Source organism: Streptomyces sp. NPDC012474 (assembly GCF_042955185.1).
GTDB lineage: Bacteria > Actinomycetota > Actinomycetes > Streptomycetales > Streptomycetaceae > Streptomyces > Streptomyces cahuitamycinicus.
Window position 1 is genome coordinate 213,677 of record NZ_JBIBEP010000006.1, and the last position, 21,197, is coordinate 234,873.

Sequence of the window (21,197 nt, forward strand, 5' to 3'; positions counted from 1 at the left end):
GAGAAAATTGGGTACGGCGTACGCATCATCGGGTACGCTGTACTCAGTTCGGGCCGGAGGGGCGCGAGCGCAGGGGAGGGGGCGGCATGGACGGATACGCGGTGCGGGCCGAGGCGCTGGAGAAGAGGTACGGCGAGAAGCGCGCACTCGACGGCTTCGACCTGGCGGTGCGCGAGGGCACGGTGCACGGCCTGCTCGGGCCGAACGGGGCGGGCAAGACCACCGCCGTCCGCATCCTGTCCACGCTGATCCGGCTGGACGGGGGCAGGGCGACGGTCGCAGGGCTCGACGTGGCCCGGCAGTCACGCGAGGTCCGGGCCCGGATCGGGCTCACCGGACAGTACGCGGCGGTGGACGAGGTGCTCACCGGCCGGCAGAACCTGGAGATGTTCGGCCGCCTGTTCCACCTGGGCGGGAAGCGGGCCAGGCTGCGGGCGACCGAACTGCTGGAGCAGTTCGACCTGACCGACGCCGGTGACCGCGGCGTCGCCAAGTACAGCGGCGGCATGCGGCGCCGCCTCGACCTCGCGGCGTCCATGATCCTTGCCCCGGCCGTCCTCTTCCTCGACGAGCCGACGACCGGCCTGGACCCCCGCAGCCGGGGCGAAGTCTGGGAATCCGTGCGGGCGTTGGTGGCCGGAGGTACGACTGTGCTGCTGACCACGCAGTATCTGGAGGAGGCCGACAAGCTCGCCTCGCACATCACCGTCATCGACCAGGGGCGGGCCATCGCCGACGACACCCCGGACGGGCTGAAGAACCTGGTCGGCGGCGACCGTGTCGAGGTCCTGGTCGCCGAGCGGTCCGACATCCCGCGCGTGGTGAAGGTCGTCGCCCGCGTCGCGGACGGCGAACCGGAGGCGGACGAGACGGAGTTGCGGGTGCACGCCCCGGTCACCGACCGGGTCGCCGCCCTCACCGAGGTCGCCCGGACCCTCCAGGACGAGGGCGTCCGCGTCGAGGACATCGGGCTGCGCAGGCCGAGCCTCGACGACGTGTTCCTGCGCCTGACCGGGCACCGGACCGAGAAGGAGTCCGCAGCATGAGCGCCACCGACCTGAGCACACCCGGCACGCGGAGCGCTGTGTACTGGGTGTTCGCCGACTGCTGGAACATCGTCCGCCGCGGTCTGACCCACTACCAGCGCCAGCCGGTCAACATCGCCTGGCAGCTGGGCTTCCCGATCCTGTCCGTGCTGCTCTACGGCTATGTCTTCGGCAGCGCCATGAAGGTGCCGGGCGGCGGGGACTACAAGGACTTCCTGATGCCGGGCATGTTCGCGATGACCATGGCGTTCGGCTTCATCAACACCGCGACCGTCGTGGTCTACGACTCCACCAAGGGCGTCATCGACCGCTTCCGCTCGATGCCGATGGCCTCCTCCGCCGTGGTGGCCGGGCGCGGGGTCACCGACATCATCGTCGCCTGCGCGGAGTTGGCGATCATGATGCTCACCGCGCTCGCCATGGGCTGGCGGCCGGACGGCGGCCTGGGCTTCCTCGGCGCGTTCGGGCTGCTGCTGTGGCTGCGGTTCTCGCTGATCTGGATCGGGGTGTGGCTCGGCCTGATCGTGCCCAACCCGGAGGCGGCGGGCGGCCTCTTCGCGGTCGCCTTCCCCTTCACGATGATCTCCAGCATCTTCGTCGCACCGCAGCTCATGCCCGACTGGCTCGGCTGGGTGGCGGCCTGGAACCCGATCTCCTCCACGGCGGCGGCGACCCGCGAGCTGTTCGGGACGCCGGTCGGAAGCGGCGACTCCTGGGTCGAGCAGCACGCGCTGCTGATGGCCGGAGTGTGGCCGGTGATCCTGACGGCGATCTTCCTGCCGCTGGCCGTACGGCGGTTCAGGAAGCTGAGCCGATAGCGCTCGCGGCGGTCGCGCACCTCCCAGGGGCTTGACGTGCTCATGTTGCGTCAGTTCTCTGGGAGGTGCGCGGCAGGATGGGAGCGCTCCCAGTCAGTTCCGGGTGCCGTGCCTCACCGTCCCCGGAGGACCGAGAGGAAGCAGCCATATGTTCCACACTCTGCGCAGAGCGCTGTGTGTTGCCGCGGCGCTCCTGTTACCGCTGACCGGCGTGCAGTCGGCACGCGCCGATGCCGCCGCGGAGGCGGTCGGCGCCGGCTACTGGCACACCAGCGGTCGGCAGATCCTGGACGCGGCCGGACAGCCCGTCCGTATCGCCGGCGTCAACTGGTTCGGCTTCGAGACCGCCAACCACGTCGTCCACGGCCTGTGGGCCCGCGACTACAAGAGCATGATCGACCAGATGAAGTCGCTGGGCTACAACACCATCCGCATGCCCTACAGCGACGACATCCTCAAGCCCGGCACCATGCCGGACAGCATCAGTCACGACGGCAAGAACACCGACCTGCGCGGGCTGACGTCCCTCCAGGTCCTGGACAGGATCGTGGCCTACGCGGGCCGGTCCGGCCTGAAGATCGTGCTGGACCGGCACCGGCCGGACGCGGCGGGACAGTCGGCGCTCTGGTACACGGCGTCGGTCCCCGAGTCGACGTGGATCACCAACCTGAAGGCCCTGGCGACGCGCTACAAGGGCAACTCCACCGTGGTCGGCATCGACCTGCACAACGAGCCCCACGACCCGGCCTGCTGGGGATGCGGCGACACCTCCCGCGACTGGCGCCTGGCCGCCCAGCGCGCAGGCAACGCGGTGCTGTCGGCCAACCCCGAGCTGCTGATCATGGTCGAGGGCGTGCAGTCGTACGACGGCACGAACGGCTGGTGGGGCGGCAACCTGATGGGCGTGGCCCAGCACCCGGTCCAGCTGGACGTCCCGAACCGGCTGGTGTACTTGGCGCACGACTACGCCACGTCGGTGGCCCAGCAGTCCTGGTTCTCCGACCCGTCCTTCCCCGCCAACATGCCGGGGATCTGGGACAAGTACTGGGGCTACATCTTCAAGCAGAACATCGCCCCCGTGTGGCTCGGCGAGTTCGGTACGACCCTCCAGCCCTCGGTGGACCAGAAGTGGCTGGCCGAACTGGTGAAATACCTGCGCTCGACGTCCGCGCACGGCGCCGACAGCTTCCACTGGACGTTCTGGTCCTGGAACCCCAACTCCGGTGACACGGGCGGCATCCTCAAGGACGACTGGCAGACGGTCGACACGGCGAAGGACGCGTACCTGGCGTCCGTCAAGGCCCCGGGCTTCGACACCGGTCCCGGTCCCGGCCCGGGCGGGCCCGGCGACCCCGGAGGCGGCAAGGCCGCTTGCTCCGCCGCGTACACGGTCAGCAGCGACTGGGGCGGCGGCTTCAACGCCGAGGTGAAGGTGACCAACACGGGCACGCTGCCGCTGAAGTCCTGGAAGGTGACGTGGACGTGGAGCGGCTCGCAGAAGGTCACGAGCATGTGGAACGCGTCGCACACCCAGAACGGGGCGAGCGTCGCCGCGGTCAACGCGACGCACAACGGGAGCGTGCCGGTGGGAGGTTCGGCGGGTTTCGGCCTGGGCGGTGCTCCCGGGGGCGGAGGTGTGACGGGTCTGAGTTGTACGGCGACGTGATCGCGGGGTGAGTGGGGCGCCCGGTGCTCGCCGGGCGTACCCATGCCGGGACGGCGTGTCCGGATTGCCGGAACTCGCCTTTTCTGAGGGGTGTCTGAGAGCAGACTATGACTCGATTCGGTCAAGCCTTGGTCGAATCCGTACGCGCGTGGCGCGTTCTTCCGAAACGATTCGGCACGGCCCGTGTCACTCACGGGCCCAACCCCCCTCACTGTTGCGAGAGAACTCCATGAGAAGAAGCGCAGCCGTACTGTGCGGCGTCACGGTCGTCCTGGCCGGGACGCTCGCCGCCGCTCCCGCCGACGCCAGCGCGTCACACTCCGCGAACGCCGCCGCCCTGACGACCGCCGCGGCGAAGATCACATGGAAGAAGTGCGGTACGGACGACGCCCCGACGCTCCAGTGCGCGTCGTTGAAGGTGCCGCTCGACTACGCGAAGCCGCGGGGGAAGCAGATCACGCTGGCGCTGTCCCGCGTGCCGCACACCGCGGCGAAGTCCCAGGGCCCGCTGCTCGTCAACCCCGGCGGCCCCGGTGGCAGCGGTCTGTCGCTGGCCCCGTTCGTCGCGTCGTCCCTGCCCAAGGAGGTCGCGGCCCAGTACGACGTGATCGGCTTCGACCCGCGCGGAGTGGGCGAGAGCCAGCCCGCCCTGGACTGCAAGCCGGGCTACTTCGACCCGGTCCGCCCCGACTCCGTGCCCAGCACGCCCGCGCTGGAGAAGGCCAACCTCGACCGCGCCAAGTCCTTCGCCCAGGCCTGCGGCAAGAAGTACGCCGGCGTCCTGCCGTACATCAACACGGTCAGCGCCGTGAAGGACATGGACTCGATCCGCAAGGCCCTCGGCGCCAAGAAGATCAACTACTTCGGCTACTCGTACGGCACGTACCTCGGCTCGGTCTACGCCAAGCTGTTCCCCGAGCGGGTGCGGCGCCTGGTGCTGGACTCGATCGTCGACCCGACCGGGGTCTGGTACGACGCCAACATCAAGCAGGACTACGCCTTCGACAAGCGCCACAAGGCGCTCATGGCGTGGATCGCCAAGTACGACTCGACGTACAAGCTCGGCACCGACCCGAAGAAGGTCGAGGCCAAGTGGTACGCGATGCGGGCGGCCCTGGCCAAGAAGCCGGCGGGCGGCAAGGTGGGCGCCTCCGAGCTGGAGGACATCTTCATACCCGGCGGCTACAACAACGCCTACTGGCCCACCCTCGCCCAGACGTTCGCGGCCTACGTCAACAAGAAGGACACCGCCGCGCTGGTGAAGGCGTACGACAACATCGCCGTCATCGACGCCTCCGGCGACAACGGCTACAGCGTCTACACCTCGGTGCAGTGCCGTGACGCGTCCTGGCCGCGCGACTGGAAGCAGTGGCGCAAGGACAACTGGGCGGTGCACGAGAAGGCGCCGTTCATGGCCTGGAACAACGCCTGGTACAACGCACCGTGCGCGTTCTGGCCGACGAAGACGCTGAAGCCGGTGAACGTCGCCAACAGCAAGCTCCCGCCGGTGCTGCTGTTCCAGGCCACGGACGACGCGGCCACCCCCTATCAGGGCGGCGTCACCATGCACCGGCTGCTGAAGGGGTCCAGCCTGGTGGTGGAGCAGGGCGGCGGCAACCACGGCATCACGCTGAGCGGCAACGCCTGTCTCGACAAGCACCTCGCCACGTACCTGACCAACGGCAAGGTCCCGCACGGCAACGGCGTGGCCGACGCGGTGTGCAAGAAGAACCCCGACCCGAAGCCGCAGCCGGCGGCACAGCAGGTGCCGAGCACGCCGCAGCCTGCCGTCGCGGCGGCCGGTGACAGCCTGCGCGGGATCCTGGGGTTCGGGCGCTGAGCGCCTCGGTGACCCAGGCCTGACGGGACGACACGGGGGCGTCCGGCGATACTCGCCGGGCGCCCCTAGTATGTCCGGTCATGGGGGAAAGCATGGACAACGAGATGGTGGCCGTCCCGGCCGGGCCCGTCACGCTGTCCGACCGGCGGACCGAGCGCAGCTGGGCGGTCGAGGTCGCGTCGTTCCGGATGTCGGCGTTCCCGGTCACCCAGGCCTGGTACGCCGAGGTCACCGGCGAGCGTCCGGGCACGGCCCGGGGTGAACTGCTGCCCGTCGAGGGCGTGTCCTGGTGGGACGCGGTCCGGTTCTGCGACGCACTGTCCCGGCGCGAGGGCCTGACCCCGGCGTACGAGGTGCGGCCCGGCGGCGGGGCCGCCGACTGGGACACCACCGCCGACGGATACCGGCTGCCGACCGAGGCCGAGTGGGAACACGCCTGCCGGGCCGGCAGCACCGGCCCCCGCTATGGCCCGCTCGACGAGATCGCCTGGTACCGCGGCAACTCCGGCGACCGCATCCACCCCGTGGGCGGCAAGCAGCCCAACGCCTGGGGCCTGTACGACATGCTGGGCAACACCTGGGACTGGTGCTGGGACCTCTACGACGCCGAGGTCTACGGCACGTACCGGGTGCTGCGCGGCGGCGGCTGGTCCGACGAGCACTGGAGCTGCCGCGCCTCGGTGCGCCGCCGGAGCCATCCGACGTTCCGGATCGACGACGTGGGGTTCCGGGTGGCGCGCTCGCAGCCGGGGCCGTAGCGCCGCGCAGGCTATCGGTACGAGGCCACCAAGCGCGCCAGATGGCGCCCAGCCACCTCCAGCGGTGCCTCGCTGCGGGCTACTTGGGAGGCCAGCTCGGCGCCCTCCAACGTGGCGATCACCGTGTGGGCCAGGTCCTCGGCGTCGGGAGCGGCGAAGCCTGCGGCGGCCAGCTTCTCGGCGACGACCGTGCGCCAGCGGGCGAACGCCTCGGCCGCCGCCTGCTGGATGCCGGGGGCACCGGCCGCCGTGCCCACGACGGTGGAGGTGACCGGGCAGCCGTCGAGCCAGTCGGAGTCGCGCAGTCCCTGGGCGAGGGAGGCGGCGAGGATGGGCAGCGCCTTCTCCGGTTCCGGCTCCGCGTCGAGCGTCTCGCGCAGCAACTCGGTGAACTCCTCGTCGCCGAGTCGTACGGCGGCCGCTCCGAGCTCCTGCTTCCCGCCCGGGAAGAAGTGGTAGACCGAGCCGAGCGTCGCTCCGGCCTCGCGGGAGATCTGCTTGATGCCGGTGCCCTCGTAGCCCTGGCGCTGCATCAGGCGGGAGGCCGTTCGGACGATCCGTTCACGGGTGCCGGCGGTTTCGAGGTCGTGCGGGGCCTTGGTCTTCACGCCACCACTCTACCGAGCTAGAGCGATCGCTCTAGTCGCTGTGCTAGGTTCCTCTCTGGATAGAGCGTTCGTTCTAGCCGTCTTCGTTTCGTCGTCCCCGGGGGGATTTCTATGAGTTCGTCCGCCGTGAGCGCGCCGCCCGTGACCGTCCTCGGCCTCGGCCCCATGGGCCGCGCGATGGCCGGCGCCTACCTGGACGCCGGCTACCGGGTCACTGTCTGGAACCGCACCGCGAGCCGCGCCGACGACCTCGTGGCCAGGGGCGCGGTGCGCGCCGCCACCGTCGAGGAGGCCCTGGCGGCGAGCGAGGTGGTCGTGCTGAGCCTCACCGACTACGCCGCGATGTACACCGTCCTGGAGCCCGCCGCCCCGGCGCTGACGGGCCGGGTCCTGGTCAACCTCAGTTCGGACACCCCGGAGCGGGCCCGGGAGGGTGCGGCCTGGGCGGCCCGGCACGGGGCGCGCCACCTCACCGGCGGAGTCCAGACGCCGCCGTCCGGCATCGGGTCGGCGGAGTTCGACACCTTCTACAGCGGCCCCCGGAACCTCTTCGAGCGGTACGAGGACGTCCTGAAGGTCCTCACGGGCACCGACTACCGGGGTGAGGATCCGGGTCTGGCGGCGCTGTACTACCAGCTCCAGATGGACCTGTTCTGGACCACCCTGACCGCTTGGCTGCACATGCTGGCGCTGGCGGACGCCCACGGCATCAAGCCCTCCGAGATCACGCCGTACGCGGCCGGGACGCTGGGCGGGATGGAGCAGTTCCTCGACTTCTACACGCCACGCATCGAGGCGGGGCGGCACTCCGGCGACGTCGAGCGGATCTCGATGGCCGTGGCCAGCCTGGACCACGTCGTGCACACGGCGCGCGACTCCGGGGTGGATCCCGCCCTGCCCGCCGCGGTGCTGGAGACGTTCCGGCGGGCGGCGGCGGACGGTGGGGGAGAGGACAGCCTGACGCGGCTGTTCGAGGTGTTCGGCCGGGGCGCGGCCGCCTGAGAACGAGCGAGGGCGCCCCGCACACGCGGGGCGCCCTCGGTCACGTACGCGGGAAGGTCAGAGCTTCTCGATCACGTAGTCGACGCACTTGGTGAGCGCCTCGACGTCCGCCGGGTCGATCGCCGGGAACATCGCGACGCGCAGCTGGTTGCGGCCGAGCTTGCGGTAGGGCTCGGTGTCGACGATGCCGTTGGCGCGCAGCACCTTGGCGACGGCGGCGGCGTCGACCTCGTCCGTGAAGTCGATCGTGCCGATGACCTGCGAGCGCTTGGCCGGGTCGGTGACGAACGGGTTGGCGTACTTGATGTCCTCGGCCCAGCCGTACAGCGTGCGGGCGGAGGTGGCGGTGCGCCGGACCGACCAGTCCAGGCCGCCCTGGCCGTTGATCCACTCCAGCTGCTGGTTCAGCAGGAAGAGGGTGGCCAGGGCCGGGGTGTTGTACGTCTGGTTCTTGCGGGAGTTGTCGATCGCCGTCGGCAGCGAGAAGAACTCCGGGACGTGGCGGCCGGAGGCGTGGATCCGCTCGGCGCGCTCGATCGCGGCCGGGGAGAAGACGCCGATCCACAGGCCGCCGTCGGAGGCGAAGGACTTCTGCGGGGCGAAGTAGTAGACGTCCGTCTCGGCGATGTCGACGGGCAGGCCGCCCGCGCCGGAGGTGGCGTCCACCAGGACCAGGGAGCCCTCGTCGGCGCCCGCCACCCGCTTGATCGGCATGGCGACACCGGTCGAGGTCTCGTTGTGGGTGAACGCGTAGACGTCCACGCCCGCCTCGGCGACCGCCTCGGGGTGCGTGCCCGGGTCGGCGGAGATGACGTCCGGCTCGGCCAGCCAGGGCGCGAGCTTCGCGGCCTTGGCGAACTTGGAGGAGAACTCGCCGAAGCTGAGGTGCTGCGACTTGTTCTCGATCAGGCCGTGCGTCGCGACGTCCCAGAACGCGGTGGAGCCGCCGTTGCCGAGGATCACCTCGTAGCCGTCGGGGAGCTGGAACAGCTCGCTGATGCCTTCGCGCACCTTGCCGACCAGGTTCTTGACGGGAGCCTGGCGGTGGGAGGTGCCCATGAGAGAGGTGCCGGTCGCGGCGAGGGCGTCCAGCGCCTCCGTCCGCACCTTGGAGGGACCCGCGCCGAAACGTCCGTCGGCGGGCTTGATGTCAGCAGGAATCTGGATCTCAGCCACGCAGGGGAGCGTAGCCGCTTCCAGAAACGTGGGCGAAACGTCGTCCGTCGGGTGAGACGGAGTTTGGACCGATCAGGGGGTCGGCGGGCCGGGCCAGACGGCCGAGGCGTCGTCGCGATGCGGGTCCGGCAGCCGGAGGGGGCGGACGGCGACGGGGCGGACTCCCTCCTCGGCGGTGGCCGTCCAGGGGGCGGGGCGGCCGGAGTAGCACAGTGTGGTGAGGACGAAGACGCCGTCGGCGTAGACCTCGACGTACTCGCCGACGGTGAGGATGCGCAGCGAGGCGGCGGGTTCCGGCAGGAGGGTCTCTCCGAGCGGGGTGCCGTCGGGGCCCGTCACCCAGAGGTTCTTGCCGTCGCAGCCGACCGTGAGCGCGGGCCGGTCCGGGCCGGAGTCCTGCGTGCGCAGGGTGATCTCGGTGCGGCCGGAGAGGCCGACGTCGCCGACCGCGTGCAGGAGGGCCTCGTGCGTCTCCTCACCGAGCCAGGGGTCCAGGCCCGGCCACCATTCCAGGCGGGGCGCCGCATCCGCGGGCACGGCGAGGGACTTGGGCTGGGCGAGCATGCCGCGGCAGCGCTCGCCGGTGTCGCTGAGGCCGACGCGGCGCGGGGTGGTGTGCAGCACGACCCGGGAGCCGTCGGGGGCGGCGACGACGCGCGGGGCGTACGCGCCCGTCGGGCCGAGCGGGCCACGGCGGGTCCACGGGCCGCGCAGGCGCGGAGCGGTCCACGCCTCGAAGCCCCGGGTGGCGCCGATGGAGCCGAGCAGCAGCCAGCCGCCGTCGTCGAGGCGTTCCAGGACCGGGCACTCGAACTCGTCGACGTCGCCGGGGGAGATCAGCGGCGGGTGGACGGTCCAGTGCTCCAGGTCGTCGGAGGTCGCCCAGGCGACGCACCCGCTGACCTCGACGGGCAGGGAGGCGTCGGCGGCGCAGAGCACCATCACCCAGCCGTCGGACTCGTCGTCGCGTACGACGAAGGGGTCGCGCCAGCCCATGCGTTCGCCCGTGCGGTACCAGCGCCCGTCCGCCTCGACGACCGGCCCCGTGCCGTGGCGGCGCCAGCCGGTGCCGTCGGTGCGCCCGGAGCGGGCCAGGCCGATCGACTGCAGGGGCCAGCCGCCGGGGGTGAGTCCGGAGACGGCGGTGTAGAGCATCGCCATGCCCGGCTCGTGCGGGAAGGCGTGCATGGTCCACACCGCCTGCTGGTCGAAGCGGCCCGGCAGGCCGTTGCCGAAGGCCGTGCCCTGCGGTTCCCAGTGGACCAGGTCGGTGGAGGTGGCCCGGCCGTACGAGGTCTCCATGCGCAGGTGGTCGAAGTCGGCCGTCCACGGGCCCTGAAGGTGCAGCGCGGTGTAGGTGCCGTCCGCGTGGCGCAGGAGGTCGAAGTCGTTCACGCAGAGGCCGGGCGGCGCGTATCGCATGGACAGGTCCTGTCTGCCGACAGCGGCACTCAAACGTGTGCGCTGTACTCGTGCTGGTGGGAGTTCCTCTGAGAGTCAGCCGAAGTAAATCTGAACGCAAACGCTTGCGCAACCAGGTGAGCGGGTTTACGGTCTCGTCACTCCCACTCCCGCCGACGTGCTCCGGATCCCCGTCACGCGGCGCGCACCCGATCAAGGAGCGTCCCGTGACGGTCAGCATCACCGATGTCGCCGAGGCCACCGGGGTCTCGGCGTCCACCGTGTCCCGCGCCCTGCGCGGCCGTTCGGGAGTGTCCAAGGAGATGCGGGCCCGGATCGTCGCGGCCGCCGCCGAACTGGGCTACACCGCCTCACGCTCGGCCTCCAGCCTGGCCAGCGGACGCACCTACACCATCGGCGTCGTCGTCCCGTACGTCGGCCGCTGGTTCTTCGGCACGGTGCTGGACGCCGCCGAGAAGGTCTTCAGCGCCGAGGGCTACGACGTCCTGCTGTACAACCTCGGCTCACCGGAGGCGCGCAAGCGATTCTTCACCAAGCTGCCGATCCGCAAGCGGGTCGACGCCGTGCTGTCCCTGCTGATCCCGGACCCGGAGGAGGCCGCCGCCCTGTGCTCCCTCGGCGTGCCGCTGGCGACCACGGTCGGCGGCGCCCGGCCCGGCTTCACGGTGGTCGGTATCGATGACCGGGGCGGGGCGGAGAGCGCCGTACGGCACCTGGTGAACCTGGGCCACCGGCGGATCGGCATGATCTCCGGCGCCAGCGAGCCGCTGCACTGGACCACGCCCCTGGACCGCCGGCAGGGCTACCTGGACGTGCTGGCCGACTCCGGGATCGAGCTGGACCCCGCCCTGGAGGCCGACGGCGGTTACACGGTCGAGGGCGGTGAGCGGGCCATGACGGAGCTGCTGGCGCTGCGCCATCCGCCGACCGCCGTGTTCGCCCAGTCCGACGAGATGGCGATGGGCGCGCTGCGCGCCCTGCGCCGGCACCGGCTGAGGGTTCCGGAGGACGTGTCCGTGGTCGGCTTCGACGATCACGAGCTGTCCGAGGTGGTCGGGCTGACCACCGTGGCCCAGCCGGTCGCGGCCCAGGGCCGGGAGGCGGCCCGGCTGCTGCTGAGGCGTCTGGAGGGACCGGACGCCGGGTCGCCGCGCCCCGTCGAGATGCCCATTCGCTTCATCCTCCGCGAGACCACCGCTCCGCCGCACACCCGCCGGCAGCGGTAGCCCGTAGCCCCTCACCTGCCCCCTCCCCCTGTCCGCGCACCCACCCGCACACCCCGCTCGGAGGCACCACCATGATCACCGGCCACGGAAAACACCGCCGCACGGGCCTGACGGCCCTCGCCCTGCTGCCGCTGGCCGCGTTGGCCGCCTGTGGCGGCGGGGGCGGCGGCAGCGACACCTCCGCCGAGGAGGGCAGCGGCAAGGGCACCATCAGCGTCTGGGCCCACCAGGGCCAGGCGGGCGAGACGGCCGCGCTGCAGAGCGCGGTGAAGTCCTTCAACTCCTCGCAGAACGCCGTCAAGGCCGAGCTGAAGCTGATCCCGGAGAACGACTACACCAAGACCATCACCGCCACCGACGCCTCCGAACTGCCGGACGTGCTGGAGTTCGACGGCCCGACGATGGCGAACTTCGTCTACAACAGCAAGCTCGCCCCGGTCGACGGCCACGTCTCCGCCAAGACCCTCGGCAACGCCACGGACGCGATCAAGGCGCAGGGCGAGATCGGCGGCAAGCACTACGGCCTCGGCATGTTCGACGCCGGGCTCGGTATGTACGCCAACAAGAAACTGCTGGACGCGGCCGGCGTGAAGTACCCGACGGGTGTGGACGACGCCTGGACGCCCGAGGAGTTCGGCAAGGCGCTGGGGGCGCTGAAGGGCAAGGACTCCGACGGCAAGGTCCTCGACATATCGGAGCAGTACGGCCTGGCCTCCGAGTGGGGCACCTTCGGCTTCTCCCCGATTCTCTGGTCGGCCGGCGGCGGCCTGCTGAAGGACGGCAAGGCGCAGGGCGCCCTCGACAGCCCGAAGGTCGTCTCCGCGATGAAGACCTTCCAGTCCTGGAAGACCTACGTCGACCCCAACACCGACGGCAACGCCTTCGCCAAGGGCAAGGTGGCGCTGAGCTGGGTCGGCCACTGGAACTACCCCGCCTACAGCGAGGCCCTCGGTGACGACCTCGTCGTCCTGCCGTTGCCCGACTTCGGCGACGGTCCCAAGACCGGGCAGGGCTCGTGGGCCTGGGGCATCGGCGCCGGCAGCAAGAACGGCAAGGCCGCCGGCGCCTTCCTGGACTACCTGCTGAACGACACCAACGTCGGCGCGATGACGAAGGCCAACGGCGCGGTGCCCGCCACCAGGACCGCGCTGGCCAAGAGCGACCTCTACAAGAAGGGCGGGCCGCTCCAGCTCTTCGCCGACCAGCTGGCCAAGCCGTGCGGCGACAGCGACATCAGCTCCTCCTGCGTCGCCGTCACCCGCCCGGTGACCGCCGGATACCCCACCGTCACCGCCAAGTTCAACACGGCCCTCAACTCGATCTACGGCGGCGCCGACCCCGAGGAAGCCCTGCGCAAGGCCGCCCGCGCCATCGACCGGGACTTCACCGACAACGCCGGCTACGAGATCCCGTAACCCGCAGGACGCATCGGCCCGGGCGGGCCGCCGTCGACGTGGCGACACAGCCGTGCACCGACCGCGCCCGCCCCGCCGGGAAGAGGACCCCTCCCGTGAAAACCGTGGAACCCGCGCACGCCGCGGCCCCAGGCCGGGCGCAGGCCGTGTCGTCCGCACGCCCCGCGAAGCCCCCGCGTCCCGCGCGCGGCAACCGCGACCGGCTGCACGGACTGCTGATGTCCGCCCCGGCCGTCGGCGGGCTGATCGCCTTCGTCGGCATCCCGTTCGGCTACGCCGTGGTGCTCTCCTTCTACAACGTCCGCCTCGGATCGCCGCTGGAGCCCGCCTTCTTCGGCGTGGAGCACTACCGGCGGCTGTTCACCGACCCCGACCTGTCCGGCCCGTTCCTGCGGGCGCTGCTGAACAACCTGACCTTCGCCGCGGTCGTCGTACCGCTCCAGACGGGTCTCGCGCTGGCGCTGGCGATCCTGCTCAACCGCAAGCTGAAGGCCATCGGCGTGTTCCGCGCCTTCTTCTTCATGCCGGTGGTCTTCCCGATGGCGCTGGTCGCCGTGATCTGGCGGCTGATCCTCGCCCGCAGCGAGCAGGGCCTGCTCAACTCCCTGCTGGACACGGTGAGTCTCGGCAACTGGGGCGCCTTCGACTGGCTCGGTGACGGCCTCACCGCGATGGGCTCGATCATCGTGCTGTCGGTGTGGCAGGGCGTCGGCTTCCAGATGGTCATCCTGCTGGCCGGTCTCCAGCAGATCCCGGGCGAGCTCTACGAGGCCTCCCAGCTGGACCGGGCCTCGCGCTGGCAGCAGTTCCGCCACGTCACCCTGCCCGGCATCCGCGGCACCCTCGTGTTCGTCGCGATGCTGACCTCGGTGCTGTCCTTCCGGGTCTTCGACCAGGTGTACATCCTCATCCGCGGCGGCGGCCTGGACGAGGACGCCACCCGGACGGTGATGTACCAGGCCGTCACCACCGCCTTCGACCAGAACAACATCGGCCAGGCCTCGGCCGTCACGGTGGTGTTCTTCCTGATCGTCGTCGCCCTGACCATCGTCCAGCGCCGCGTCGTCCGGCCCGACAACGAGGACTGACCAACCCATGGCCATGACCCGTACGCCCGTGCGCCGCGTCCTCGACTACACCGTCCTGAGTGTCCTCGCGTTCGTCTTCGCGCTCCCCGCGCTCTACCTCTTCCTCGGCAGCCTGAAGCCGTCGGACGAGGTACTGAACGGCCTGTCCGGCTTCCTGCCCACCCACCTCTCCTTCGATAACTACGCAGCCGTCCTCGACAGCCTGAACTCCGACAGCACCGGCTACTTCTGGCAGTTCATGGGCGTGTCGGTGCTGCTGTCGTTCGTGGTGGTGACGGGCGGGCTGATCGTCAACTCGATGGCGGCCTACGGGCTGACGCGGCTGAAGTGGCGGGGGCAGAACGCGGTGTTCACCCTCGTCCTGCTGCTGATGCTGATCCCGTTCGAGTCGGTCGCGGTGCCGCTGTTCTACATGTTCAACGGCCAGCGCAACACCCTGTTCATCCAGGCGCTGCCGTTCGTCGCCAACGCCTTCGCGATCTACCAGTTCCACACGTTCTTCAAGAAGATCCCGACGAGCATCGAGGAGGCGGCCCGGCTGGACGGCGCGGGGCCCTGGCGCACCTTCTTCGCGATCATCGTGCCGATGTCCAGGCCGGTGTTCGCCTCGGTCGCGATCCTCACCTTCCTCATCCAGTGGGGCTCCTTCCTGTGGCCGGTGCTGATGGTGTCCGACCCGGCGGTGCGTCCCCTCCCTCTGGAGATGAGCGTCTTCCAGGGGCAGCAGCCCCCGGACTGGGGCCAGATCCTCGCCTTCGGCGTGCTGCTGGTGCTGCCCGTGCTGATCGTCTTCGCGTTCTTCCAGCGCTGGTTCGTCGAGGGCGTGGCCAGCTCCGCCGTCAAGGGCTGACCCACCGGGGCGCCCCGGGCCGTCACTGTCAGTGGCCGGGTGCATGCTGGACGCATGACGGATGTCGGGGATCTGGCTGCCCTCGAGGCGGAGCTGCGCCGGGGCGTCCGGGGTGACGTGGGGTTCGACGTCACCTCCCGGGCGCTGGTCACCATGGACGCCTCCAACTACCGGCGGGTGCCGCTGGGCGTGGTCGCTCCGCGTGACGCCGACGACGTGGCGGCCGTCCTGGAGGTGTGCCGGGAGCGGCGGGTCCCGGTCGTCGCGAGAGGTGGCGGCACGTCGATCGCCGGGCAGGCGACGGGCACGGGCGTGGTGCTGGACTTCACCCGGCACATGAACCGGCTCGTGTCGCTCGACCCCGAAAGCCGCACCGCCGTCGTGCAGCCGGGGCTGGTGCTCGACCGGCTCCAGGACGCCGCCGCCCCCCACGGCCTGCGCTTCGGCCCCGACCCCTCCACCCACAGCCGCTGCACGCTCGGCGGCATGATCGGCAACAACGCGTGCGGCTCGCACTCCGTGGCGTGGGGCACTACCGCGGACAGTGTCCGGGAGCTGGACGTCGTCACCGCGCGCGGTGAGCGGCTGCGGCTCGGGCGGGACTGGGCCGGGGCGCCGGACGGACTGCGGGCGCTGCTGGAGGGCGAACCGGCCCTGCTGCGCACCGGCTTCCCCGACCTGCCCCGCCGCATCTCCGGCTACGCGCTGGACGCCCTGCTGCCCGAGCGCGGCGCCGACGTGGCCCGCTCCTTCTGCGGCTCCGAGGGCACGCTCGGCGTGCTGACGGAGGCGGTCGTGCACCTGGTCGAGGCGCCCCGCGCGCGTGCGCTGGCCGTGCTGGGCTACGCCGACGAGAGCGCGGCGGCGGAGGCCGCGGCCGGGCTGCTGCCCTTCAGGCCGCTGACGGTGGAGGGTATGGCGGCGGACCTGGTCCCGTCGCCGGAGGCGCTGCCGCGGGGCGGGGCCTGGCTGTTCGTGGAAACCGGCGGGGAGTCCGCGGGGGAGGCACGCGCGCGTGCGGAGGCGGTCGTGCGGGCCGCCGATGTCGTGGACGCGCTGGTGGTCACCGATCCGGCGGGGCAGAGCGCGCTGTGGCGGATCCGGGAGGACGCGAGCGGTACGGCGACCCGCATGCCCGACGGGACCGAGGCCTGGCCCGGCTGGGAGGACTGCGCGGTGCCGCCCGCCCGGCTGGGGGCCTATCTGCGGGACTTCCGGGCGCTGATGGCGGAGCACGGGCTGCGCGGCACACCGTACGGGCACTTCGGGGACGGCTGCATCCACGTCCGCATCGATTTCGATCTGCTGACGCAGCCCGGCATCGCCCGCTTCCGCAGCTTCTCGGAGGAGCTCGCGGAGCTGGTGGTGGCGCACGGCGGATCGCTGTCCGGGGAGCACGGGGACGGGCAGGCGCGGGCGGAGCTGCTGCCGAAGATGTACGGCTCGGAGATGGTCGGCCTCTTCGAGCGGGTCAAGGGGGTGTGGGACCCGGACGACCTGCTGAACCCCGGGATGCTCGTCCGCCCCGCGCCGCTGGACAGCGGCCTGCGCTTCTCCGTCCTGCCCCGTGAACCGGTCGACGTGGCCTTCGGCTACCCGGCCGACGGCGGCGACTTCCCGGCTGCGGTGCGGCGCTGCGTGGGCGTCGCCAAGTGCCGTACAACGTCGGTGTCCGGCTCGGGCGTCATGTGCCCGTCCTTCCGGGCGACGGGCGAGGAGGAGCACTCCACGCGCGGGCGGGCCCGGCTGCTGCACGAGATGCTCGCCGGTGAGGTGGTGACGGACGGCTGGCGCTCGGAGGAGGTCCGGGACGCCCTGGATCTGTGCCTGTCCTGCAAGGGCTGCCGGTCGGACTGCCCGGTCGGGGTCGACATGGCCACGTACAAGGCGGAGTTCCTGCACCACCACTACGCGGGACGGCGCCGCCCGGCCGCGCACCACACGATGGGCCGGCTGCCGGTGTGGCTCCGGGCGGTGGCCCGTACGCGCACGGCGTGGCTGGTCAACGCCTTCGCACGGGTGCGCCCCCTCGCCCGGGCGGCGAAACGGCTGGGCGGGATCGCCCCCGAGCGGGAGATCCCGCGGCTGGCGTCACGGACGTTCAGCCGGTGGTGGGAACAGAGGCGGGGCTCCGCACAGGGTGACCTGGTCGTCCTGTGGCCCGACACCTTCACCGAGCACCTCTCCCCGGCCGTGGGGCAGGCCGCCGTACGGGTCCTGGAAGCGGCCGGGCTGCGGGTGGCGCTGCCGCCGACCGTGCACCTGGCGAAACCGCCGGTGGGCGACGGCAGGACGGTCGCCCTCGACCCGCTGTCCCTGCTGCGCGGCCGGGGCCGGGTCTGCTGCGGACTGACGTACGTGTCGACGGGCCAGCTGGACCGTGCCCGGGCCGTCATGCGCCGCACGCTCGACCTGATGGAGCCGGTGCTGGAGACCGACGCGCCGGTCGTGGTCCTGGAGCCGAGCTGCGCCGCGGCCCTGCGCACGGACGTCCCCGAACTGCTGCACGACGACCCGCGCGCGGCCCGCCTCGCCGCCAAGGTCCTCACCTTCGCGGAGACGCTCGAACGCCACGCCCCCGGCTGGACGCCGCCGCGCGTGGCCCGCCCGGTGGCCGGCCAGACCCACTGCCACCAGCACGCGGTGCTGGGCGACGCCGCCGACCGCCGGCTGCGGGAAGGGGCCCGGCTCACCGGCGAACTGAGCGGCGGCTGCTGCGGCCTCGCGGGGAACTTCGGCTTCGAGAAGGGCCACTACGAGGTGTCCGCCGCCTGCGCGGAGGAACAGCTCCTGCCGTCCGTACGGGACGCCCCGGACGGCGCGGTGGTCCTGGCGGACGGCTTCTCCTGCCGCACCCAGCTCCAGCAGCTGGCGGGCGTACGGGGCAGGCATCTGGCGGAGGTGCTGGCCGAGGCGCTGGACGAGAACCCGGGGCGTGACGGCACATGAGGCGTTCGGGCCACGGGAGGGCGGACCCGAGTGTCTGAACCGGGGGCGGGCCGAAGCCGCTCCTAGGCTCGCGGGACCAACCACTGCCCGTCGAGGGCAGCTGCTCGAAGGAGCCCGCGCATGAGCGTCCGCGTCCAGCCGATCACTCGCGACGAGCATCTCGCGTTCGTCACGGCCCGTCCCTCCGCCAGCCACACCCAGGTCCCCTCCTGGGGTGAGGTCAAGCCCGACTGGCGGGCGGAGAGCCTCGGCTGGTTCGACGGCGGCGGGCAGCTCGTCGGCGCGGGACTGGTACTGCTGCGCCCCCTGCCCGGGCCGCGGCTGCCCGGGCTGCCGCGGTACCTCGCCTACCTCCCCGAGGGCCCGCTGATCGACTGGCACGGGCCCGGTCTCGACCGTCTGCTGGAGCCGATGCTCGCGCACCTGAGACGGCGGGGTGCCTTCGCGGTGCGGATGGGCCCGCCGGTCGTGGTGCGCCGCTGGAGCGCCGACGCGGTCAAGGCGGCGATCGCGGACCCGGCCGCCCGGCGGCTGCGTGACGTGCGGGCGACGTCGTACGAACCGCGGGCCGGCCATGTCGCGGACAGCCTGCGCCGGATGGGCTGGCGGCAGTCCGAGGCGACCGGCGAGGACGGCTTCGCCGCGGGCCAGCCCCGCTACGTCTTCCAGGTGCCGTTCGCCGGCCGGTCGCTCGAGGACATCCACAGCGGCCTGAACCAGCAGTGGCGCCGCAACATCAAGAAGGCGGAGAAGGCCGGGGTGAAGGTCGTGCGCGGCGACCTGGAGGACCTGCCGGCCTTCCACGAGCTGTACAGCGAGACCGCGGAGCGGGACCGCTTCGTCCCGCGCCCGCTGGCGTACTTCCAGCGCATGTGGAGCGCGCTCACCGCCGAACACCCGGACCGGATGCGGCTCTACCTCGCCTACCACGACGGCGAGGTGCTCGCCGCGGCCACCATGCTGACCGTCGGCGACCACGTCTGGTACTCCTACGGCGCCTCCACCGCCCGCCGCCGCGAGGTCCAGCCGAGCAGCGCCGTGCAGTGGCGCATGATGACCGACGCGCACGAACTGGGCGCCGCCGTCTACGACCTGCGCGGCATCACCGACACCCTGGAGGAGTCCAGCCACCTGCTGGGCCTGCTGCGCTTCAAGGTGGGCACCGGCGGTGAGGCCGTGGAACACCTCGGCGAATGGGACTACCCGCTCAACCGGCTGCTGTACAAGGCGCTGAACCTGTACCTCGCCCGCCGCTGACGTCTCACAGCGCGAGACAGAGGCAAAAGGGGTTCACGCACCTGACGGAGTCCATTACCCTGGACTGTGCAGTGCATCGGGCTGTACGTTGAGTGCACCCCGATGTACGCACCGCACATGCGCAGCACCCCTGACAGTCAGCACTCCTGGCAGTCAGCACCCCTGACATCGAGCCCCTGACACCGACCGAGCACAGGACAGCCCGTGACCCCGCCGGAGACCGCCACCCCGCCCTCGTCCGCGACCGCCGACGCCACCGCGCCGGCCGCCGGTCCAGGCCGGCTCGGTTTCCTCGGACCCGTGGGGCTGGTGCTCGCGGGCGGGATCTCCGTGCAGTTCGGCGCCGCCCTGGCGGTGACGCTCATGCCCAGGGCGGGGGCCCTCGGGGTGGTGGCGCTGCGCCTGCTGGTCGCGGCCGTCGTCCTGCTCCTGGTCTGCCGCCCGCGGCTGCGCGGCCACTCGCGCACCGACTGGGGCACCGTCGTCGCCTTCGGCATCACCATGGCCGCCATGAACGGCCTCTTCTACCAGGCCGTCGCCCGCATCCCGCTGGGCCCCGCGGTCACGCTGGAGGTCCTCGGCCCGCTCGCCCTCTCGGTCCTCGCCTCCCGCCGGGCGGTCAACGTCGTGTGGGCGGCGCTGGCCCTCGCCGGTGTCTTCCTCCTGGGCGGGGGAGGCTTCAGCGGCCTCGACCCCACAGGGGCGGCCTTCGCCCTGGGCGCCGGCGCCATGTGGGCCGCCTACATCGTCTTCAGCGCCCGTACGGGCCGCCGCTTCCCGCAGGCGGACGGGCTGGCCCTGGCCATGGCGGTGGGGGCGGTGCTGTTCCTGCCGCTGGGGATCGCCGAGTCGGGGACGAAGCTGCTCGACCCGGTGACGCTGGGCCTGGGCGCGGCGGTCGCCCTGCTCTCCTCGGTGCTGCCGTACACCCTCGAACTCCTCGCCCTGCGCCGCCTGCCCGCCTCCACCTTCGCGATCCTGATGAGCCTCGAACCGGCCATCGCCGCGACGGCCGGCTTCCTCATCCTCGACCAGGCGCTCAGCACCGCCGAGGCCGCCGCGATCGCCCTCGTCGTCGCGGCGAGCATGGGCGCGGTGCGCACCCAGGTGGGCGGCGGGCGCAAGAAGAGGGCGGCGCTGCGGAGCACAGGCCTGGAGGGCTGAGCCGCTCCGCAGCGCAAGAGGCCGCTCTTCCGGTCCGGCCCGGTCAATCAATGTCAGTGCCGGGTGCCACACTGCCGCGCATGACCCCACCGGACCCGAAGGCCGACCTCCTCCGCTATCTCCAGGACGCGCGTGACGCCCTGCTGTGGAAGCTCGACGGGCTCTGCGAGTACGACATCCGCCGCCCGCTGACACCGACCGGCACCAATCTGCTCGGGCTGGTCAAGCACACCGCCGGAGTGGAGCTGGGCTACTTCGGCGACACCTTCGGCCGGCCCTACTTCGCCGAGAACCCGCCGCCCTGGTGGTACACGCAGGACGCCGAACCCGACGCCGACATGTGGGCCACCCCGGACGAGTCCCGCGAGGACATCGCCGGGCTGTACCGCCGGGCGTGGGAGCACGCGGACGGCACGATCGCGGCGCTGCCGCTGGAGGCGACCGGGCGCGTTCCCTGGTGGCCCGAGGAGCGGCGCGAGACCACTCTGCACCACGTCCTGGTGCGCGTGATCGCCGACACCAGCCGTCACGCCGGTCACGCCGACATCGTGCGCGAACTCATCGACGGCTCGGTCGGCCTGACGCCGGGCAAGGACAACATGCCCCCGGGCGACCGGGCTCGGTGGGAGACCCATCGGCGCAGGCTGGAGGAGGCGGCGAGAGAAGCGGGCGCGGCCGGCTGAGCCCCGTGGCGCCGGGCGGGTGCGCGAACCGGGGCCGACGCACCGAGATCCCGCGCACCGGCTTCCCGCGCGCGCCGACTTCCCGGCATCGGGATTCCGCGCACCGGCTTCCCGCGCGTCGGCTTCCCGCGCGCCGGCTTCCCGGCATCGCAATTTCCGCGCATCGGCTTCCCGGCACCGGCACCCCGCGCACCGGCTTCCCGCGCACCGGCCTCCCGGCACCGGCTTC

17 protein-coding genes are annotated in these 21,197 nt (G+C 71.7%); 14 read left to right on the top strand and 3 right to left on the bottom strand.

Annotation, left to right across the window (positions count from 1 at the left end; all coding sequences use genetic code 11):
• The first annotated feature begins 86 nt into the window (after nt 1–86).
• The 5 genes from ACFY9S_RS16205 to ACFY9S_RS16225 all read left to right on the top strand — a co-directional run bounded on the left by ACFY9S_RS16205 (nt 87) and on the right by ACFY9S_RS16225 (nt 6,128).
• On the top strand, nt 87–1,046 hold the full coding sequence (locus ACFY9S_RS16205; protein WP_391128239.1) for an ATP-binding cassette domain-containing protein: 960 nt from the start codon (nt 87–89) through the stop codon (nt 1,044–1,046).
• The gene (locus ACFY9S_RS16210) at nt 1,043–1,864 is read left to right on the top strand and encodes an ABC transporter permease (RefSeq protein WP_391128242.1); all 822 of its coding nucleotides are present in this window, start codon (nt 1,043–1,045) and stop codon (nt 1,862–1,864) included. The genes ACFY9S_RS16205 and ACFY9S_RS16210 overlap by 4 nt, the downstream gene beginning before the upstream one ends.
• 148 nt (nt 1,865–2,012) lie before the next feature.
• The gene (locus ACFY9S_RS16215; RefSeq protein ID WP_391128245.1) at nt 2,013–3,530 is read left to right on the top strand and encodes a cellulase family glycosylhydrolase; all 1,518 of its coding nucleotides are present in this window, start codon (nt 2,013–2,015) and stop codon (nt 3,528–3,530) included.
• A gap of 229 nt (nt 3,531–3,759) precedes the next feature.
• Nucleotides 3,760–5,370 (top strand): alpha/beta fold hydrolase, encoded by a 1,611-nt coding sequence (locus tag ACFY9S_RS16220; RefSeq protein ID WP_391128248.1) that lies wholly within the window; start codon nt 3,760–3,762, stop codon nt 5,368–5,370.
• 80 nt (nt 5,371–5,450) lie between these two features.
• Nucleotides 5,451–6,128 carry an SUMF1/EgtB/PvdO family nonheme iron enzyme gene (locus ACFY9S_RS16225; RefSeq protein WP_391128251.1) on the top strand — a complete coding sequence of 226 codons (678 nt, stop codon included), beginning with the start codon at nt 5,451–5,453 and terminating at the stop codon, nt 6,126–6,128.
• A gap of 11 nt (nt 6,129–6,139) precedes the next feature.
• On the opposite strand, the gene ACFY9S_RS16230 is transcribed toward ACFY9S_RS16225, so the two are convergent.
• Nucleotides 6,140–6,736 (bottom strand): TetR family transcriptional regulator, encoded by a 597-nt coding sequence (locus ACFY9S_RS16230; RefSeq protein WP_391128254.1) that lies wholly within the window; start codon nt 6,734–6,736, stop codon nt 6,140–6,142.
• 111 nt (nt 6,737–6,847) lie between these two features.
• Between ACFY9S_RS16230 and ACFY9S_RS16235 the strand changes: the two genes are divergently transcribed.
• Nucleotides 6,848–7,738, top strand: coding sequence for an NAD(P)-binding domain-containing protein (locus ACFY9S_RS16235; protein ID WP_391128257.1), 891 nt, complete (start codon nt 6,848–6,850; stop codon nt 7,736–7,738).
• A 57-nt stretch (nt 7,739–7,795) separates the two neighbouring features.
• On the opposite strand, the gene serC is transcribed toward ACFY9S_RS16235, so the two are convergent.
• Both serC and ACFY9S_RS16245 read right to left on the bottom strand, forming a co-directional pair.
• Complete coding sequence (gene serC / locus ACFY9S_RS16240) at nt 7,796–8,914, bottom strand: phosphoserine transaminase (protein ID WP_391128260.1); 1,119 nt, start codon at nt 8,912–8,914, stop codon at nt 7,796–7,798.
• A 72-nt stretch (nt 8,915–8,986) separates the two neighbouring features.
• Nucleotides 8,987–10,336: a mucin-1 gene (locus ACFY9S_RS16245; RefSeq protein WP_391128263.1), complete on the bottom strand. Its 1,350-nt coding sequence runs from the start codon at nt 10,334–10,336 to the stop codon at nt 8,987–8,989.
• Nucleotides 10,337–10,542: 206 nt separating this feature from the next.
• Here ACFY9S_RS16245 and ACFY9S_RS16250 point away from each other — a divergent pair, with 206 nt between their 5' ends.
• From ACFY9S_RS16250 to ACFY9S_RS16285, 8 genes are all read left to right on the top strand, one after another.
• A complete protein-coding gene (locus ACFY9S_RS16250; RefSeq protein WP_391128265.1) occupies nt 10,543–11,562 on the top strand; it encodes a substrate-binding domain-containing protein in 1,020 nt (339 codons plus the stop codon).
• 71 nt (nt 11,563–11,633) lie between these two features.
• Complete coding sequence (locus ACFY9S_RS16255) at nt 11,634–12,977, top strand: ABC transporter substrate-binding protein (protein ID WP_391128268.1); 1,344 nt, start codon at nt 11,634–11,636, stop codon at nt 12,975–12,977.
• A gap of 95 nt (nt 12,978–13,072) precedes the next feature.
• Nucleotides 13,073–14,065, top strand: coding sequence for a carbohydrate ABC transporter permease (locus ACFY9S_RS16260; protein ID WP_102913604.1), 993 nt, complete (start codon nt 13,073–13,075; stop codon nt 14,063–14,065).
• Nucleotides 14,066–14,072: 7 nt separating this feature from the next.
• A complete protein-coding gene (locus ACFY9S_RS16265; RefSeq protein ID WP_391128271.1) occupies nt 14,073–14,915 on the top strand; it encodes an ABC transporter permease subunit in 843 nt (280 codons plus the stop codon).
• Between the two features lie 72 nt (nt 14,916–14,987).
• Nucleotides 14,988–17,864, top strand: a complete 2,877-nt coding sequence (locus tag ACFY9S_RS16270) for an FAD-linked oxidase C-terminal domain-containing protein (RefSeq protein WP_391128795.1) — start codon at nt 14,988–14,990, stop codon at nt 17,862–17,864.
• Nucleotides 17,865–17,984: 120 nt separating this feature from the next.
• Nucleotides 17,985–19,121 carry a peptidoglycan bridge formation glycyltransferase FemA/FemB family protein gene (locus ACFY9S_RS16275; protein WP_391128274.1) on the top strand — a complete coding sequence of 379 codons (1,137 nt, stop codon included), beginning with the start codon at nt 17,985–17,987 and terminating at the stop codon, nt 19,119–19,121.
• 204 nt (nt 19,122–19,325) lie between these two features.
• On the top strand, nt 19,326–20,285 hold the full coding sequence (locus ACFY9S_RS16280) for an EamA family transporter (RefSeq protein ID WP_391128277.1): 960 nt from the start codon (nt 19,326–19,328) through the stop codon (nt 20,283–20,285).
• An 80-nt stretch (nt 20,286–20,365) separates the two neighbouring features.
• Nucleotides 20,366–20,968 (top strand): DUF664 domain-containing protein, encoded by a 603-nt coding sequence (locus ACFY9S_RS16285; protein ID WP_391128280.1) that lies wholly within the window; start codon nt 20,366–20,368, stop codon nt 20,966–20,968.
• The last annotated feature ends 229 nt before the right edge of the window (nt 20,969–21,197 follow it).

Coding starts and splice junctions, on each gene's coding strand:
- ACFY9S_RS16210 (WP_391128242.1), top strand. CDS start 1,043: ATGAGCGCCACCGACCTGAGCACACCCGGCACGCGGAGCGCTGTGTAC.
- ACFY9S_RS16285 (WP_391128280.1), top strand. CDS start 20,366: ATGACCCCACCGGACCCGAAGGCCGACCTCCTCCGCTATCTCCAGGAC.
- ACFY9S_RS16255 (WP_391128268.1), top strand. CDS start 11,634: ATGATCACCGGCCACGGAAAACACCGCCGCACGGGCCTGACGGCCCTC.
- ACFY9S_RS16215 (WP_391128245.1), top strand. CDS start 2,013: ATGTTCCACACTCTGCGCAGAGCGCTGTGTGTTGCCGCGGCGCTCCTG.
- ACFY9S_RS16245 (WP_391128263.1), bottom strand. CDS start 10,336: ATGCGATACGCGCCGCCCGGCCTCTGCGTGAACGACTTCGACCTCCTG.
- ACFY9S_RS16275 (WP_391128274.1), top strand. CDS start 17,985: ATGAGCGTCCGCGTCCAGCCGATCACTCGCGACGAGCATCTCGCGTTC.
- ACFY9S_RS16265 (WP_391128271.1), top strand. CDS start 14,073: ATGGCCATGACCCGTACGCCCGTGCGCCGCGTCCTCGACTACACCGTC.
- ACFY9S_RS16235 (WP_391128257.1), top strand. CDS start 6,848: ATGAGTTCGTCCGCCGTGAGCGCGCCGCCCGTGACCGTCCTCGGCCTC.
- ACFY9S_RS16220 (WP_391128248.1), top strand. CDS start 3,760: ATGAGAAGAAGCGCAGCCGTACTGTGCGGCGTCACGGTCGTCCTGGCC.
- ACFY9S_RS16205 (WP_391128239.1), top strand. CDS start 87: ATGGACGGATACGCGGTGCGGGCCGAGGCGCTGGAGAAGAGGTACGGC.
- ACFY9S_RS16225 (WP_391128251.1), top strand. CDS start 5,451: ATGGGGGAAAGCATGGACAACGAGATGGTGGCCGTCCCGGCCGGGCCC.